This is a genomic window from Desulfomonile tiedjei DSM 6799 (assembly GCF_000266945.1).
GTDB classification, from domain to species: Bacteria; Desulfobacterota; Desulfomonilia; order Desulfomonilales; family Desulfomonilaceae; genus Desulfomonile; species Desulfomonile tiedjei.
Genome location: NC_018025.1, coordinates 4,527,833 through 4,544,472, shown reverse-complemented (window position 1 = coordinate 4,544,472; position 16,640 = coordinate 4,527,833). Strand labels below are relative to the sequence as shown.

Annotated in this window: 14 protein-coding genes; 4 read left to right on the top strand and 10 right to left on the bottom strand. The window is 51.2% G+C overall.

Annotated elements, in window-relative coordinates; genetic code table 11:
- Window positions 1-429: 429 nt before the first annotated feature.
- Window positions 430-2,043 (top strand): ArnT family glycosyltransferase, encoded by a 1,614-nt coding sequence (locus tag DESTI_RS19330; protein WP_157212211.1) that lies wholly within the window; start codon window positions 430-432, stop codon window positions 2,041-2,043.
- 249 nt (window positions 2,044-2,292) lie between these two features.
- Window positions 2,293-2,475, top strand: a complete 183-nt coding sequence (locus DESTI_RS19325) for a hypothetical protein (RefSeq protein ID WP_014811657.1) — start codon at window positions 2,293-2,295, stop codon at window positions 2,473-2,475.
- Window positions 2,476-3,014: 539 nt separating this feature from the next.
- Here the strand turns inward: DESTI_RS19325 and DESTI_RS19320 are convergent.
- Complete coding sequence (locus DESTI_RS19320) at window positions 3,015-3,782, bottom strand: 4Fe-4S binding protein (protein WP_014811656.1); 768 nt, start codon at window positions 3,780-3,782, stop codon at window positions 3,015-3,017.
- 157 nt (window positions 3,783-3,939) lie between these two features.
- Window positions 3,940-4,257, bottom strand: coding sequence for a hypothetical protein (locus tag DESTI_RS19315; RefSeq protein ID WP_014811655.1), 318 nt, complete (start codon window positions 4,255-4,257; stop codon window positions 3,940-3,942).
- A 196-nt stretch (window positions 4,258-4,453) separates the two neighbouring features.
- Between DESTI_RS19315 and gmk the strand changes: the two genes are divergently transcribed.
- Window positions 4,454-5,020, top strand: coding sequence for a guanylate kinase (gmk, locus tag DESTI_RS19310; protein WP_014811654.1), 567 nt, complete (start codon window positions 4,454-4,456; stop codon window positions 5,018-5,020).
- 3 nt (window positions 5,021-5,023) lie between these two features.
- On the opposite strand, the gene DESTI_RS19305 is transcribed toward gmk, so the two are convergent.
- The 6 genes from DESTI_RS19305 to DESTI_RS19280 all read right to left on the bottom strand — a co-directional run bounded on the left by DESTI_RS19305 (window position 5,024) and on the right by DESTI_RS19280 (window position 12,625).
- Entirely contained in the window at window positions 5,024-6,124 is a 1,101-nt protein-coding gene (locus DESTI_RS19305) for a S1C family serine protease (protein ID WP_014811653.1), read from the bottom strand.
- A 91-nt stretch (window positions 6,125-6,215) separates the two neighbouring features.
- Window positions 6,216-7,070 carry an agmatinase gene (gene speB, locus DESTI_RS19300; RefSeq protein WP_014811652.1) on the bottom strand — a complete coding sequence of 285 codons (855 nt, stop codon included), beginning with the start codon at window positions 7,068-7,070 and terminating at the stop codon, window positions 6,216-6,218.
- 403 nt (window positions 7,071-7,473) lie between these two features.
- Window positions 7,474-8,445 carry an RluA family pseudouridine synthase gene (locus tag DESTI_RS19295; protein ID WP_014811651.1) on the bottom strand — a complete coding sequence of 324 codons (972 nt, stop codon included), beginning with the start codon at window positions 8,443-8,445 and terminating at the stop codon, window positions 7,474-7,476.
- Window positions 8,446-8,776: 331 nt separating this feature from the next.
- Window positions 8,777-9,973, bottom strand: coding sequence for an L-dopachrome tautomerase-related protein (locus tag DESTI_RS19290; RefSeq protein WP_014811649.1), 1,197 nt, complete (start codon window positions 9,971-9,973; stop codon window positions 8,777-8,779).
- A 716-nt stretch (window positions 9,974-10,689) separates the two neighbouring features.
- Complete coding sequence (gene selA, locus DESTI_RS19285) at window positions 10,690-12,108, bottom strand: L-seryl-tRNA(Sec) selenium transferase (RefSeq protein WP_014811648.1); 1,419 nt, start codon at window positions 12,106-12,108, stop codon at window positions 10,690-10,692.
- Window positions 12,109-12,121: 13 nt separating this feature from the next.
- Window positions 12,122-12,625, bottom strand: coding sequence for a hypothetical protein (locus tag DESTI_RS19280; RefSeq protein ID WP_014811647.1), 504 nt, complete (start codon window positions 12,623-12,625; stop codon window positions 12,122-12,124).
- An 89-nt stretch (window positions 12,626-12,714) separates the two neighbouring features.
- On the opposite strand from DESTI_RS19280, the gene mtaB reads away from it, so the two are divergent.
- Window positions 12,715-14,031, top strand: a complete 1,317-nt coding sequence (mtaB, locus tag DESTI_RS19275) for a tRNA (N(6)-L-threonylcarbamoyladenosine(37)-C(2))-methylthiotransferase MtaB (protein ID WP_014811646.1) — start codon at window positions 12,715-12,717, stop codon at window positions 14,029-14,031.
- A 498-nt stretch (window positions 14,032-14,529) separates the two neighbouring features.
- On the opposite strand, the gene DESTI_RS19270 is transcribed toward mtaB, so the two are convergent.
- Entirely contained in the window at window positions 14,530-16,086 is a 1,557-nt protein-coding gene (locus tag DESTI_RS19270) for a hypothetical protein (protein WP_014811645.1), read from the bottom strand.
- Window positions 16,087-16,143: 57 nt separating this feature from the next.
- Complete coding sequence (gene nusB, locus DESTI_RS19265) at window positions 16,144-16,638, bottom strand: transcription antitermination factor NusB (RefSeq protein ID WP_014811644.1); 495 nt, start codon at window positions 16,636-16,638, stop codon at window positions 16,144-16,146.
- Window positions 16,639-16,640 lie beyond the last annotated feature (2 nt).

The window sequence follows — 16,640 nt, the reverse complement described above, 5'->3', positions numbered from 1 at the left end:
GCAAAAACAAGGTGTTGCGACGACAGGTGAGGTGATTTGATAGATGTAGAAAACTACAACAGTTGAGACGGTTGGATATGGATAGGACTAAGCTTGCGAATAAACAATGAAAATTGAGTGTAGCGAAATACCACGCCACTGTGGCGATCCACCACAGTCCTTTTACGCGGGATTGAACAATCAGGGCAGCGCGTTTGGTGCGCGCTTGCCATTCGCTGTTTTTTGGAAAATAATAACCGCACTCCAAAGTGGGTTTTGTTTGCGTAAAGCACTTGTGAAAAATAAGAATCAAACAATTTGTTGAACCTTCGGAATTACCTAATGCGGAAGCCAGTTCAATTGTGTGCGTGCAGGAAAGAATCTGTCCTTTGACATTGTGCACACACCTTTAAGTCAATACCAACTCCGCAATCACTTGTGAGTGAAAACATGGAATCCAGATTTAGGCTAAGTATGTTTGTAATTATTATCGTTTTGTTGATTCCCAGTCTTTACTGGGTATACGTGGATCGTTCAGTTTGGGGTTGGGACTGTGCAGGATATGCCTGGGGATCTACAGACCTCTGGTGTTCCCTGAGACATGCCCCGTCAATGTGGTGGCAGGTCATGAAAGGAGTATCGGGCAACAAGGCTCCAGGACTGCCCTGGATCGGTCAGTTCTTCGTTCCTCTGGGAGCCGCAGTTCATTCTGTTGAATTCGGCCTTTTACTGCTTATCTTGAGCATTCAAGTCGGAACGCTCCTCCTCGCGTACTCGATAGCTCGTGAATTCTTCCCGGACCGCTTGGACATACAGCTTTGCGGGATCCTGCTATTCGCCTCAGCACCCCTCTTTGTGGGGATGACTCATACGTTTCTTGTCGAGGCATTTCAGCTTTTTACAGTCCTTTCATTTTATTGGATTGCGATTAAATCGCAAAGGATGGCCCGAATCGAGACAGCAGCATTCCTGCTCATTGCGACAAATCTTGCTATGCTGGCCAAGGTATCTTCTCCAATGTACTGTTTTCTGCCGGGAATAGTCGTTTTGTGGGATGCCGTGCGGGCAAGGAAATGGTTGCCGGACACATCCGCCCGGACCCTTATCCGCATAGGATTTCTTGTCTTCCTGGGTTTGGTCCTGACGTTTGCGACTGTTTCCTGGTACGCTCACAATTATCAGAATCTTCTCGTCTTCTTGGCAGAGGTCGGGTCAGGAAGGGTGGCTTCCTTTTACGGGCATCAGGGTCAGTTTCCGGCAAAGCTGTGGCATTGGCTTTCCGTGGCATCCGTCACACTGACAACTCCGGAAGGATTGGGAATCATTGCAGCAATATTGACAATTTCCATCGGGCTCGCTCTTCTCAGAGGGAAGATAGAGCTTGGAGCTTTGGATCGTCTCAATCTGTTGACCCTTGTTGGATTGGCTCAGGCCGCCATCGTGTTGACGGTCTTTTCTCTCAACGTCAATGAAGACGTTCGCTACATACTTCCTACACTCTCCGCGTTTTTTATCGTGTTCCTTCGTCTCGTGTGGTTTGTTCCGCGTACTGCTCCTGTCATTGCTCTGGTACTCGCAGTTCAATGGGGATTCGTACAAGCCCAGGCACTCGGCTTTATCCATCAGAATCCCAGTATGACAGTTTGGGTCACGGCTCCTAACCGTGACACCGCGGGCAGGAGAGAACTCGAGCACATTGTGCAGGCTACGTGCACTTCCGAGACTCGGGGAAGGATAAACTACATCGGTATGGATCTCCTTTGGCTGAATAATTGTTCGGTTTCTTTCTGTGCTGCCAAAGCGAGAATGCAGAATGGGATCGAATGTTTTTACAGACCGCTCGGGTTCATAGAATTCGATACAGAGAAGGCGTGGACCGACATGAACGCGGCGAACCCCCTCTTCTATATTTCTACCGAAGAACAGGCCCAGCCGAATCCTCCCGATTTTCTCAATCAAGTGAGTCTTCCCACACTAAAGAGGATTGAGGCTGATCCCAGATTCAAGAGAGTACCGTTTGAATCGAAATTGCGTGTCGTCATTTTTCGCAACGATCGAAAATGAGCACCTGCGCGGGCAACGTAGCAGATCCTCCGAATTGGGGGGACCGGCAAGGGGATGGAACTCGTCACCGATAACACTGGAATCATGTCCTTCTCAGAATAATCTCACAAGTACTATTATTTATGTGAAGCGTCGAAACGTGGGGGTTGTCTCACGAATTTCTTTATGGTAAAAATAAAGGATTACCTTCTGCCCCACTTTCGCCGACCTGGGCGCCGGCTCACCAGTACCTATAGGAGAAGCACTCTCATGACCATTCAGTACTTTAAGAACCTCCGCGACCTGAATCGCTTTCTTAAGACCACCCCCGTAGACCTTCCCATCAGACGCCTCGATGAAATCAGAACAATAGCAAAAAAGAAGAAGCCTTCCAGTTTTATGGTCTGGATCAATCCATCCGGTCACGTCATAGATCTTTCCATGAGAGTCTAGGCACGCAGTCCGTAAGAGGGAGCTAATCGAGCTCGACCTCGACGGAGCGCCCCTCACCCGCACTCACTATCGGGAATCACAATCAAGACAGGTTCAGGAGCAATTCCCGCAAAAATTGCACCGATGACGTGGATTTTGCGCGCGAATTGCTCTCTGCTCGCCTGTTAGACCAATTTGCATTCAGAATCCCCAGCATTCCCCCCTCTGTAAGGGGGTGGATGGCATAGGCGGTGACTTTGCTGTAATTCTTTGTCCCGCAGGGACTAAAGAAAATAGCCCGGTAATTTATTGCCGGGAATCTGCGTACCAGCCGTCCCTCCGGGACTCGAGAATCATTAGGTTTTTACCTTAACCGGCGATGAATCGCCAGCCTATTTTCGGTTGTTCCTCCGGAACAAACAACCAAAAAACGCCATAAGTTAGTGCCTATGGGGTTAGGGGATTCTTCGATAAATATCTGCACTGAGTTTCGGTCATTTATCTTGGCAAAAACTATAGCTCTTCCTGATTTGGGGCTCATCAATTCAGCGAATTACAGCTTATCCCCAGAGACGGATTGCGTCTGTCGGGCATTTCTTCTGACAGTCAAGGCACGCGATACATTCCTCTGCGCGATCGTCGAACACTCCGAATCGCGCTGACTTGGTCTCCATGGGACAGGTCTTATTACAGGTCTTGCAGTCTATGCACTTATCGTTTCGTTGAGGAAATATTGCTGCGAATCTGTTGAACAGCGATAGACTTGCTCCGAGAGGGCAAAGTACTTTGCAGAAGAATCGCTTGTGTCCCATTGCGAGGACAATGATGAGGAAGAGCAAACCAAGTCGGAACGAAAGCGTGAGAACATCGGCCGTTCCATTGATGATTGCCCATGGGACCGCTGATTCCACGGTAGCCACAGGACAAAGACGGCAGAAATAGAGCGGGAAGGCCGGACTGAGGAAATAGGGCACCGCTATCACCAATAGTGCCAGAACCCCGTATTTTATGAACCTGGTCCACGCAGGCAATGAGAACTTCACGTACGGCACACGATAGAGAAGATCCTGAACGAGTCCGAAAGGACAAGCCCATCCGCAGAGGAATCGTCCTGCCACAAGGCCTGCAACTGCAATGATTCCAATGACGCTCAGAGGAAAAACGCCGATGGCCGAGAACTGGCCTATGACGCCGATGGGGCATGCAAATATCGAGGTCGGACAAGAATGGCAATTCAGAACAGGGAAGCAGACCGAATGCCATTGAAATAACCCGATATTAAACAGAGCTGCAAAAGCGAGCTGAATTTTAAATCTTAAACGTTCCACGTCAGATCCTATCGTTCCGTGTATTGTCTCAATAGTGCACGATGTTCTTGCCTATGACGGCATTTCCATTCCGGATATCCCCTGGCCAAGTAGTCTCAAATGGGTTGTAGCTGAAAGGGGGACTTTGAACCACACGACCTGTGGTTCAGGATCAAATTCATGTGGGACACGGACGCCGGCCCTTGAGCATTCTTAGGTCCGGGTAGTTGGACATGAGCCTCCCGTCCTTGTACCTGCCGAGTCCTTCGAAGGTAGCGGCATTCACTGCTTCAGGTTCGGAAAAGAGCTGGGACTGAACTTTGAATTCTTCCTGCTTTTCTTCATACCCGGGTATTTTTATGGTTATGCCGACACTTTTCAGTTTGTCGAATTTCTCAAGGTTGTCGAATACCAGCAGTTTGCGGTAAAAACCACCATATGCAACGGCAAAGACACTCATGATGAGGAGAACGAACCAGAATGCTTTTCTGACCATAGGGGATCAGCCTCACAGGACACATGCGGTACGCTCGGCAGTGCTCGAGCTACGGGATTTTTTATTATAGCCGAAATCCGATTGACCTGCCACACGATCCATGTCATGACGGGAACGACATTTTTTGACAATCAATCCCGACATGTTCCGTGGGGCATGAAGGATTGAACGGTACGTACTAGAGAAAGAGGGCACAATGAGCAAGGGCTGTCTTTTTGTCATTTCCGCCCCCTCAGGGGCAGGAAAATCCACACTGATCAACAGAATTCGGCCGGAATTTCCGGATATGCTATATTCCATATCGTGCACGACCAGACCCCCGAGAATCGGCGAGATCGATGGCACTCACTACTATTTCGTAAGCAGAGAACAATTCAAATCCATGATCAAGAACAACGAATTCCTTGAATGGAAGGAAGTGCATGGCAATCTCTATGGGACACCTGCACGGTTCGTCACTGACGCCGTTGAAGTGGGTCGTAGTGTCATTCTCGATATAGATGTGGAAGGGGCGCGGGAAGTATTCCGGAAATTCGGTCAGGCAATCGGGATATTTATCACCGTTCCGGAGATATCCATATTGGAACAACGTCTGAGGGCGCGAGGCACGGATTCCGACGCATCGATCCGGATCAGAATGATGAATGCCACCGGCGAACTCGCTCTGGCCCCAATGTTCAGACATGTAGTGGTAAATGACGATCTGGAGGAGGCAGTACAGTGTCTCGCTTCCATCCTGAGGAAACAAACTTGCTGTAAATAGGGATTATTCGGGAGATTTACCGAGAACGATATCGACCGCCTGTTGTTGGCGCCCTCTGATGACTTTCATCTTGAGGATATCCCCGGGTTTGAAAGAGGAAATAACCTTCGAAAGATGTCTCCCGTTTTTAATCTGCTTGCCGTCCGCATCCACAATGAGGTCGCCTTTTTTCAGGCCTGCATTTTGGGCAGGAGTGGACGTGAGTACCTCATCCACCCATGTTCCGCGGGGAGTGCCCATCCCCAGTTTTTTGGCCTGCTCCGGAGTGACGTCCTCCACATAAATTCCAAGCCACCCTCGGACGGCAAATTCGCCGTTCGTCGGTAATTTGATAAGTTCGTGAAGATAATTGGATGGGATGGCAAAGCCGATTCCTTTCCCGGAAGCAATGATTGCAGTGTTCACTCCTATGACTTCTCCAGCCATATTGAACAACGGTCCGCCTGAGTTACCGGGATTTATCGAAGCATCGGTCTGGATGAAATTGTCGTCCGGTCCGAGCCCCAGGAATCTTCCCTTTCCGCTGACAATCCCGACGGTCACGGTTCTTCCTAATCCGAAGGGATTGCCTACTGCAACCACCCATTCACCTACCTGAATACCGGCCGAATCTCCGATCTTCGCTTTCTGAAGCGGAGACGAAGACGCAATCTTGAGCATCGCCAGATCCACCTTGGGGTGGACTGCGACGAGTCGTGCAGTTGTGACTCTTCCTGTGGAAAGGGTAACGAGAATTTTCCCTGCACCTTCCACTACGTGAGCGTTGGTTACGATGTGCCCCTGAGTGTCACAGAAGAATCCGCTGCCTACGCTGTCCGCTTGAAATCGATCCTTCGTTCTGGACTGGTCTTCTAAAGCGCCCGGCTTGGAACGAAACAGGGGAGGGGGTTCAGTCGAACTGTGCTGCAGCATGTGACGTTCGATGGAAATATTCACAACCGCGGGCGTTAATTCTTTTATGAGCTCGATGAGATCCGGGCACCCCCCGCGCGGCACAGTCTTGGATGACTGCTCTTGAGCAACGCATACAGAGATCGTACAAAGAAACAGCGCTAGGAGAGAGAAAGAAATTCGGGCGGGCCAATGGGTAAGAAATGAAATCATGTTCAATTTCTATGTCCCGGACTGTTGCTGATCCGGAGTCTATCAGCCGTATGAATGGGAGTCAACAGCCACTTCTGGAGGGAGTTCACGTTTATATCCCGGTAGTACCGAGAATCAGCAACAGCTCGCGTACGATTTTGGATGCCGTTATAGTGCCCACTTGAGATGGGTCCAACTGCGGATTTAACTCCACCACATCTGCGGCAATCAATCGCATTTTGCGGAGCGCCTGAAATAAGCGCTCCATATCGCTGTAAAACCATCCCCCGGGTTCGGGATTTCCCGTTGCATGCAAGCAAGAAGGATCGAGCACATCGAGATCCAGGGTGAAGTACACCGGCCGTCCAGCGACACGCTTTGCCAGCTCTTTTGCACTTGACGCGTCCCACGTGAGCAGGGTTCCGTTTTCGTGCATCCATGCGAATTCTTCGCGCGTACCGGATCTGATTCCGAGCTGAATTAACCGGTCGGCTCCGATTATCTCGGATATTCTCTTAATGACTGTTGCATGGTTAATGGGCCGCCCCTCGTACTCGTCTCTCAAGTCCGAATGCGCGTCAGCATGAATGAGCACGAGATCGGGAAAGCTCGCGTGCAAAGACTTCACAAGAGGAAGTGTAATCGTGTGTTCCCCCCCCAACGCCAATAGTCGTCCACCTTTCGCGTGGATAGTCGACGCCGCCTGCTCCATTAAATCGAGTGAAGAATCGAGTAATTGACCGGCAATGTCGAGGTCCCCGAGATCGCTGAAAGGCCGATCTTCCAGATCCATGTCAAGAAAAGGGGAATAGGTCTCAATGGAATCTGAAGCCCTTCGTATGGCATTCGGAGCAATATCCGAGCCGCTCCGATATGTGGACGTCACATCGAGCGGACATCCGAGAATGGCAGGTCGGCCCGGAAGCACTTCCCGAGCGGATGAGGCGAGAAACTGAACGTTATGCATGTACTGCGGATTGCCTCCGAATCGAGGGGAGTTTGTTGACAAAGTAGAAGCTTATTTATCGAGAATTCCCTCACCGGTCAAGACTTTACATCGAACGATGTGTAATACCGTTTCGCAGTTATGCATATAAGATAGTGAAGGCTGGGGTGTTCTGAGCGGAGTGATTAGACGGCTTTGCGTCGTCCGGAGCGAAGGATACTCCAGCCTCCCGGATTATGAAAAGAAAAGCGAATCTGTATAAGTATCCGGTCTTGCGAGACCTATAATCAAATAGGTTGCTGAGAGGAGCATCGAGAATGAAATGAACCGAGACTGTCTCAAAAATCGAGTTCTATCTCAGACCCTGGCACGTATTTCTCATCATCTTCCCGACCTGACTCTGCATTCGCATTTGATGCCAAGACTATCCGGGACATTCTTCATGGGAAAACTGCAAATCCAGAATAGCTTGAATATCGTCCGGCAGGGGCGACGAGAACTCCACGTACTGTTTGTCCTCAGGATGCTTCAATCCCAGAACCGCTGCATGGAGGGCCTGCCGGTGAAGAGTCCGAAGAGCAGCTTTGAGCTTCGGGTCGTCGATTCCGCCCTTCTTACGTATCTTGCCATACACAGGATCTCCGGCAACCGGCAATCCTATCGAGGCAAGGTGAACCCTGATCTGATGCGTTCTCCCGGTTTCCGGCATTACTTCCAGCAGAGTCAGCGGCCCCAGACGTGTGAGCACCCGCCACTTTGTCGCGGCGTGCCGAGCCTTTGTTGTCACTGTGGAGATTCTCTTTCGGTCTTTGGGATGCCTTCCTATTGCTACCTCTATTCTGCCGCTGTCCTGCCCGGGATTACCCCGTACGAGAGCCAGGTAGATTCTGTGCACCGAATGAGCCCTGAACTGAGCCGAAAGCGACTCGTGAGCCAGCGACGTCTTCGCCAAAACCATCACTCCAGAAGTGTCGCGATCCAGGCGGTGCACCACTCCCCATCGACCTTCCTCTCCCACCTGCAGCATCTGCGGCCTGTCCGCAACGAGAGCATCCATGAGCGTGTTGCCGGGTCGTCCCGCTCCGGGATGAACTACCAGGCCGGGGGGTTTGTTCACGACGATAATATGGGAGTCCTCGAACAGAATCGAAAAATCCGGGATTCCGGATATCGCGGGACTTGGGGAAATCTCTTCGGCTAGCAGTTCGACGCAGTCCCCTGGGTTCAGAACGGTCGATGGCTTGACTGCAGTGCCATGAACGCGAACCAGCCCAAGCCTGATCAATTTTGCCAGAGCCGAGCGCGAATGCGTGCCCTTCAGACACACAGCAAGGACCTTATCGGCTCTGTCCGAAGGGGCATCCGTTGGAATAATCAGTTTGACGGATTCAGGCATATTTTCACAATAGCGATTCGCTATCGAAGCAGTAAGATTTGGAGAACCTTTTTGCAGATGATTATTTTCTTACTTAAGCTGGGAGGCAGTCGGATGTTCCTGTGTCGCGAATCAAGGCCAATGCAGCTTGGTAGGGGCGCCCCTTGTGGGTGCCCGGTGGAGATCGGCCTTCGTGCCTGTCATTCCGGGAAGGGCAGGCACGAGATCTGCCCCTACAGCGGCTGCGCTCGCAATGCCAGATCATATTTGTCAGCTGATGAAGGCAATGCGTTCAGTTCGGACCTGGGCCAAGGGCATAATCCATTTGCAAAAAGTCTCCCCGATTACATCTTTATTTCAGCAAAACGGGCTTCGCGTCAACTCGGATTCTGAAAAGCATGTATGGTTTTTCCCGCAGGTCTTTTCCTTCGTGAAATCTCGGCATTCTATGGAGCTGATTGGCCGTGAAATAGAGATAACCGTCATGAGCGAGGGACAGGGTGTCGGGCCAGAGGATTCTCGGATCGAACACCAGGGTCTCGTAGGAATTGTCCGGTTTACGCCGGAGTATGGCATTGTGATCGTATGAGGTGACGTAAAGGTTGTTTTCGGAATCGGATTCAAGGCCGTCAGACGCGACCTTGGCACCTTCGTCCTTCACCGTTTTCTCCACTTCCCGATCAGGCAGATTCGGTTCCGCAAGAGCGTCGGTGCTTACGCTGTAAAGGCTCCAGCTTGAGAGAGGGCAATAGTAGAGCCGTTTACCGTCGCTGCTTATCGCTATGCCGTCTGCTCCTACTTGAATAGGCTGAGGTGTTCCCTTTGGAGGCCGAACCATCAGAGGCCTTCCTTCCACCAATGATACGAAATCCGGCAGAGGTTTGGTCGATTCGTGATTCGTGAGCCTGCGCATGCTATTCCCGGTTTTCAGATCTACCACGATGATTCCGGGATTCTCTCCGGATGAATCCGTTATATACGCGGTTCCCTCTTCTCCTTTGCGCAGGTCGAATCGGACGTCGTTCAGATAGGTTTGAGGCAAAGCCACGGTGGGTGGAAAGATAATTGCTTTGAATATCTTGTTTGTCTGGAGATCTACTCCAATGAGCTTTGCACCGCGTTCCACGGTAGGAGCCCATTCAACTCGTCCTGTATCCAATATCCACAACCGATTCTTTGGATCGATAACCACGCTCTGGACGGAAAGCAGGGTTTCTGCCGCTTTTTCACGGTTCGGTGTGTGGATCTCCTCGTTGGGAAACGGGATAGGCTGGCCGTTTCTAAGCTCTGCAACCGTAAATCGAACGTCGTCGCCCCATCGCGGAAAATTCACGAAAATACGGCCTTCACGGGAAACGGTGACCCCAGTGGGCATGGGTCCGTAAAAGCAGGCCACAGGTTCGGGATTTCCAACCGTCTTCGTGGCAGGGATATCTTTCAATTCCGTTTTGCAACCCTTTGGCATGGATTGAGATTGCGCTGAGACTGATAAGGCGAACACAGAAATAATTGCCATGAGAACGAATATCGCAAAAAAATTTGTTGGCATGACTGCTCCCCTCCTAACAATTTTATTCTACAAAGTGTAACCCGGAAAATTGATGTGGTGCAAGAGCCAGGATTGAGAGCGGTGGCCGAGTCTGATTCGCAATCGAAGAATGAGAAGCGGAGACTTCTTCTCGCATACAGACTATTTCTTCAGTTCAGATAGGATTTAGACTGATTGTCAAAAATTCTGACGTCTTACCTTACGCTCAAATTCAAGATATCAGTGGGGACCGGCGTCCCGAGACTGTCTCAAAATTCTCGAATACACAAAAAACGTGCCACGATTCATCGTCCTTGTAGGGGCAGGTCTCGTGCCTGCCCTCCTGCAATGACCGGCACGGAGGCCGGTCACTACCGGGCACCCACGAGGGGCGCCCCTACAATCAGGCCGTGAAGATCATGAAAACTTCGTGCCACGATCTGGGATAAATTCTGAATTTTTGAGACACTTTCTCCCTGCCGGTCCATTCGATTGGTATCATTTATCATATTTGAAGATGTGCCGGCACGGATGCAGGCACCCACCAATACTCCTATCCTTAATCGGACATTAATTTTGGGCAATTGTTACAGTCAGAAGTCTCGCAAGCGGCTGTCTTTCTAACTCACATGTGTCAGTTGACAAGAAAATACATTCAACTTGGATTGAGCTAACGGTAAAAAGCCATTTACAAAGAGGTTGCCCAAGTCTTTCTGCTTTGAAAGTGCACCGGGTTTCTAATGCCTTGCCCGCTTCAGTGCCTCGTGAACGAGGTCGGGAATCAGGAAGTGTTGGTCATGGAGAAGTGTGCGAGGATCCAGCAGCACAGAATCCTCCTTTACTAGTGCTATGACGGGAGGTTTTCCAGACCTGAGCTCCTTTTCCAATCGCGCGGCGGAAATGTCCCGGGGATGGATGGCCACTCTGGGACCGGGCAGATCGCCAAGAGGCAAAGCACCTCCGCCCACTCGACCGACACCGGATTCTATGCTGATTACAGCTTCCTGTCCCAGAGTCTCGGCAAGAGACCGTGCCAGCGCTTCGGCAGCCTGGTGAAGCGCTTCAGGCGACTTCGCGATCATGGCCAGAGTAGGAATTCCCTCAGCAGGGCCTGCTGCAGTGACGTATTCTTCGAGAGTGGCTTCCAGAGCAGCGAGGGTCAGCTTGTCCATGCGCAAGGCACGGGCGAGCGGGTTTGTACGCATTTTCTCGATGTACTCAAATCGGCCGGCAAGTATACCGGCCTGGGGGCCTCCAAGAAGTTTGTCACCTGAGAAGCTCACAACATCTACACCGGATGCAAGGATTTGCTGAACAGTGGGTTCATCGGTCAAACCGTACGGAGAGAGGTCCATCAGGCAACCGCTACCCAAATCTATCATGGACGGGATACCGTGATCGCGTCCTATTGCAACCATCTCGTCCAGTTCAACTTCTTTCGTAAATCCCACTATCCGGTAGTTGCTCGTATGTACCTTCAGGATTAGAGCGGTATTTTCATTGATAGCATCCTCGTAATCCCTGGGATGCGTGCGATTCGTAGTTCCCACTTCTCTGAGAATTGCGCCGGATCTGGCCATCACATCGGGAATTCTGAAGGAGCCGCCGATCTCGATCAATTCGCCGCGGGATACGATTACTTCGCGGCCTTTGGCGAGAGCGTCCAATGCGAGCAATACAGCCGCAGCATTATTGTTTACCGCAAGGACGGATTCGGCTCCCGTCAATTCAAGCATGATTTGACGCAGGTGCGAATTCCTCTCTCCGCGTCGACCAAGGTCAAGGTTGTACTCCAGATTCGAATAGGAAACCGCAGCTTGCACGATTCTTTCTGCCACTCTCTGCGATAATGGCGATCTCCCGAGATTCGTATGAACCACCACTCCTGTAGCATTGATTACGGTGGTCAAGCGCCTGCCGATTCGTGCGTTCAGGACGGCTTCAGTCCTGTGGGCAAGAGATTCTGTAGTGAAGTCCTCTTCTGAGGCAGAACCGGCAAGTACTTCCTTGCGGAGATTGTCAAGCGCTATTCTGATTGTACGTTTGAGCATCTCATCCGAATATTTTTTCTGAAGCAAAACGAACAGCGGCTCTGAGAGCAGCTTGTCAACCGAAGGAATGAGACGCAGCTTATGGTGTCGAGAGGAATTTTCCACGGGACCACCTGGATCAAGATGCTTTCAATTTGAATGAATTGATGGCTGCCTGGAAATCCGGGGCATATGTGCTGAATTCTCCGGCGGGCGCAGTGAAATCGACGTAAACGATTTTCTTATTCGTTACCACGATCAGGTGCCATGAGGTAAGGCGTGATTTATCTTCGGGCATAGTCTCCTTGTACATGAGAGCTCGAGCACCTTTTATCTTCAGTACCTTGTGTTCGCTGAGAGATTTGTTCTTCTCCGCGGCCGTCTTGAGCACTTTGAAAAGCGACTCACTGGATTCACCAAACAAATCACCAACAATAAGATAAATTTCGCCCGAATCTTTCCGCCATTTCAGGATTCCCGGCTCGTCAACAGCCTCCGAACTGAATCCTTCCGGTATTTTCATATCGAAGATACGGTCGGGATGCTGCAGTGCACTTTCTTCTGCCGGGCTTTCCAAAGCTGCTGCCGCAGAGCATCCCAGAAGGCCGGCCAATAAGAGAACAAAGAATATGCGATATTTCAAGGGGAGCGCCTCCTTACGATCAGAGCCATTGACCGCTATTCAACGGATTGATAGCATGTATAATTTACTATGTCAAAAACGCAGAAGAAATGGAAAACTCCAGGAAAAATAAAACAGCGATAGTCCGCGTGCTCGGGTGCAAAGTGAACCAGGCCGAGGCGGCAGCTATGACCGCTCTGCTGGAACAAAAAGGATACAGCGTAGATTCCGAGGCGAAAGAGCCCGATCTGGTCCTGGTGAATACGTGTTGTGTCACAGCCAGAGCTGAAGGAAAATCGCGACGCACGGTGAATCGCCTGGCTGAAGAATTTCCTACTGCACACCTTGTTGTGACGGGTTGTCTTGCAGAAGTAAATGCTTCCGGGGCACGCGGTTCAAGAACCACCGTGCTGGGAACGTACGAAAAAGACCATCTTTCCGAATACCTGGATTCAATCGTCGGCACCGAACCGTCCATCGTAAAAAAGGGAGCCGCACATTGCCTCACATTCGGTGACCTGGGGTCGCCCGCCATCCGGGGCCGATCCAGGACTTTCCTGAAAATCCAGGACGGATGTTCTCAGCATTGCACCTATTGCATTGTGCCGACAGCACGCGGGCCTTCCCGCAGCATGGAGCCGCTCCTGGTACAGGAACGCGCAGTTACCCTGGAAGAGGCCGGGTATGCGGAAATAGTACTCACCGGCATACATCTCGGGCTGTACGGCCGTGATCTCACTCCTCAAATCTCTTTAGAGCAGTTGCTTGAAGATCTTCTGTCCGAGTGCCAGAACACCCGGTTCAGAATGAGCTCTCTTGAACCGCAGGAAATAACTCCGCGATTGCTCGAGCTTATGAGTCGGCATCCAAGAATATGCAAACACCTGCATATTCCCATACAGAGTGGTGACGATTACATCCTGCAACGCATGGGACGGCCTTATCGGACGGCGCTGCTGCTGGATCTTTTCCGAAATATTGCTGCAGGTGTTCCGGACGCATGCATAGGGCTTGACGTGATGGTGGGATTTCCCGGAGAAGATGACGCTTCTTTCGCGAGGACCAGGGCGCTCATTGAACAATCCGGTGCCTCGTATCTCCATGTATTTCCGTTTTCACCGCGGCCCAGCACCCCTGCAGCCAAGTTTCGTCCCCGTGTCCCGGGACCCGAGGCGCTGAGGAGAGTCGAAGAACTCCGTTCCCTGTCCAACGATCTGAAATGCTCGTTTTATGCGCGATTTGACGGCACTATTCGGCCTGCAGTAGCTGAGTCGCTTCCTGATGCGGAAACCGGTAATTTCATCATGCGAACCGACAATTACATCCCCGTGCAGGTGAGCGGTACTGCTGTCCAGGGGATTGTAAGAGTGAAGATCGAAGAAATCTCGGGCATTGAAGTTCGAGGATCTGTCGTTTCCGGAGGATGAACAGGATGCTCCGCAATCTCCAATACTCCTACCCTCAATCGGACATCAGCTCTGGCAATCGTTCTACGCGCCAAAATTAGTGTCCGATTGAAATGAGAGATATTGGTGGGTGCCGTGCCTCCGTGCCGGCACATTCTATCGATATCATTGATTATATTGAATATGTGCCAGCACGGAGAGACTGTCTCAAAACTCTCGAATACACAACATATCGTGCCACGATCCACCATCCTCGTAGGGGCAGGTCTCGTGCCTGCCCTTCCAGGAATGACCGGCACTGAGGCCGGTCACTACCGGGCACCCACGAGGGGCGCTCCTACAATCAGGCCGGGAAGATGATGAGAAATTCGTGCCACGATCTGGAACAAATTTTGATTTTTGAGACGGTCTCGAGACGCTGAGACGCCGGTCCCCACTAGTATCTTGTGTTGGAGCATGGGACAAACGTTAGAATTCTGGCAATAGTTCCAAAACTTGCGAGGGCCGTTATAAATGCGATCAATTCTCCGGCGTGCGTGTGCGCTGGATGAGTTCGCGTGCTTTTCCCAGAGAATCTCGAATTTTCTGCAAATTCTCCGGATTACTCTCCTTGAGGTAGGCATATACGGCATCACAGGCCTGATGCGTGCGAGTGATTGCTTCACGAATCAACCCATGAAATTTGGTGTACTGTGGCGGGGGAATAATTGCAAATGTCTTGGAATCAAGTATTTGAAGCTCCCTTTTCATGCTGTCCATTTTCAGGAGCAGTTCTTGAGGAATCAGAGGGGCTCCGGGATCGGAAGGATCGTAATCCGCAAGACTCAACGATGGAGCCCTCGTCATAAGGATTGAGACTTCCTCGAGAATCGGCGCTGTCTTCTTCAGGTATTCCCTTACCTCCCGGCCATTGCCCGCATCTGAATCCAGAGGCGAACGAATGGGTTCCTCCTTGCCGACAGCAGGGGCAGGCTCCTCAGGTTGAGGGAGTGTCTCCGTGGGAACAATCTCCTTTTGCTCCTCGGGCTGAACGGCTGGTGACGGGGGAACGGTTTCTTTCGGTGGTTCCGTTTGCTTGATCGGTGAAGGTTCCGGCTGTTTGACCGGCAATTGTTCTATCGGTTTGGTAGTTGGGGGTTCCGGGTGAGCCGGCTCCGTTGAGGCAGGCTCAGGATCGGGAAGAGTTTCCGGTTCTTTGCGTGAATCCAGACTAATGACGCTTTCGGTATCGCTTTCTTTGACACGCATTCTTTCAATGGGGATTGTGGTCAGAGGATTCTTTGCAGGCCTATTTTCCATGAGTGCAGGGACTTGAATAGGTTCGGTTCTCTTTTTCAAGACCTCTTTCTTCGGTGCCGGAGCTGTCATGATTTCTTCAGGAGCCTGGGGTGTCGATATGGGCGGGGCCTCGTCGTCCAATTCCTTCTCTTCCTGACGTTGCTCGGTCTGTGGCACCTCACGAGGCATTTTTACCGGGCCGGACTCCCGAGGTTGACGAACCGAAGGTTCAAAAGGCAGTCGTGTCGTCTCCGGCGACGTTGACGGTGATTCAACCGGTCCGGCAGGTGCCGATTGAGGGCTTTCAGGAATGTGCACAGGATCGCGTTGTTGCTCGACAGGCGGTTGCGGTTTTGGAGGAGCAGCCGTTTCTGCCGGTTTCTCACGTGTGACAGGCTCCTTGGGCGGTGTTAATTTCTCGGCAGGAGGGACAGCGACCGGACCCTCGGGAGCAGGGGCTTCGATCTGCTTTTCGCGACGCGCCGGTTCACTCGATTCAGGAGCAGCCGGAAGCTCGGGAGGAGGAGTCTTTCGAGGAGGCCCCCCGGTGATGCTTCGCATCTTGATCTCCGGAATAGGCACCACATAACCCGAATCCCCGATAGTTCCCGGAGGAGCTACTGCTTCTTCCTGATTGTTCCGCTGAGGTTGAGGTTTTTGAGGAGGGGCTCCGAAAACGACGGAACAACCGAACATCAGCACGAGAATTACGACGAGAAAACAGAAGTACCCATGGTCTGAAGCCCGGAATGCTCGGGAAACAGGGCATAAGAAGCCGAGTTTTCGTGTTATGATCATCGTTGTTCTCGTACCGCAACGGACCGTCAGATTCAAGTCTTATTAATTATACTGATTCTAATCTGTTGACTCAGTTTGGTCAAGCTCTGTGAGAGATCTCTGCAATTCCGATGCAGATGTGGGGCGTGGTTCAAGCATATGAATACGATCGAGAATTCCGTTGATGAATGCAGGAGAATTGTCGGCGCCGAATTTCTTCCCGATTTCAATCGCTTCATTCAATATGACGCGACCGGGGATCAAAGGAAAATTTGTCATCTCGGCAATCGCCATGCGCAGAATATTTCTGTCCACCCGGTTGATTCGATAGAGCTTCCAATTGTGAGAAAGCTTGGAGATCAGTTCATCAATGACGGTTTTGTCCCGTGATACCGCACCGATCAGTTCGCGGGCAAATTCCTTGGCAACGCGATGCATCTTCAGTTCTTCATCTTCGTGAGATGAAAAATGGGTCTCCAAGAAATCCAGGACTTCTATGGGGTCCTGGTTTCTGGCATCCGCTGCGAATAAGACTTGCAGCACAAATTCTCTGGTTTTACGTCTGGAAGGCACTG

Bases quoted from the DNA above. Each gene is read 5' to 3' on its own strand.
- DESTI_RS19330 (WP_157212211.1), top strand. From the start codon at position 430: ATGGAATCCAGATTTAGGCTAAGTATGTTTGTAATTATTATCGTTTTG.
- DESTI_RS19325 (WP_014811657.1), top strand. From the start codon at position 2,293: ATGACCATTCAGTACTTTAAGAACCTCCGCGACCTGAATCGCTTTCTT.
- DESTI_RS19315 (WP_014811655.1), bottom strand. From the start codon at position 4,257: ATGGTCAGAAAAGCATTCTGGTTCGTTCTCCTCATCATGAGTGTCTTT.
- gmk (WP_014811654.1), top strand. From the start codon at position 4,454: ATGAGCAAGGGCTGTCTTTTTGTCATTTCCGCCCCCTCAGGGGCAGGA.
- DESTI_RS19305 (WP_014811653.1), bottom strand. From the start codon at position 6,124: ATGATTTCATTTCTTACCCATTGGCCCGCCCGAATTTCTTTCTCTCTC.
- speB (WP_014811652.1), bottom strand. From the start codon at position 7,070: ATGCATAACGTTCAGTTTCTCGCCTCATCCGCTCGGGAAGTGCTTCCG.
- DESTI_RS19295 (WP_014811651.1), bottom strand. From the start codon at position 8,445: ATGCCTGAATCCGTCAAACTGATTATTCCAACGGATGCCCCTTCGGAC.
- DESTI_RS19290 (WP_014811649.1), bottom strand. From the start codon at position 9,973: ATGCCAACAAATTTTTTTGCGATATTCGTTCTCATGGCAATTATTTCT.
- mtaB (WP_014811646.1), top strand. From the start codon at position 12,715: ATGGAAAACTCCAGGAAAAATAAAACAGCGATAGTCCGCGTGCTCGGG.
- DESTI_RS19270 (WP_014811645.1), bottom strand. From the start codon at position 16,086: ATGATCATAACACGAAAACTCGGCTTCTTATGCCCTGTTTCCCGAGCA.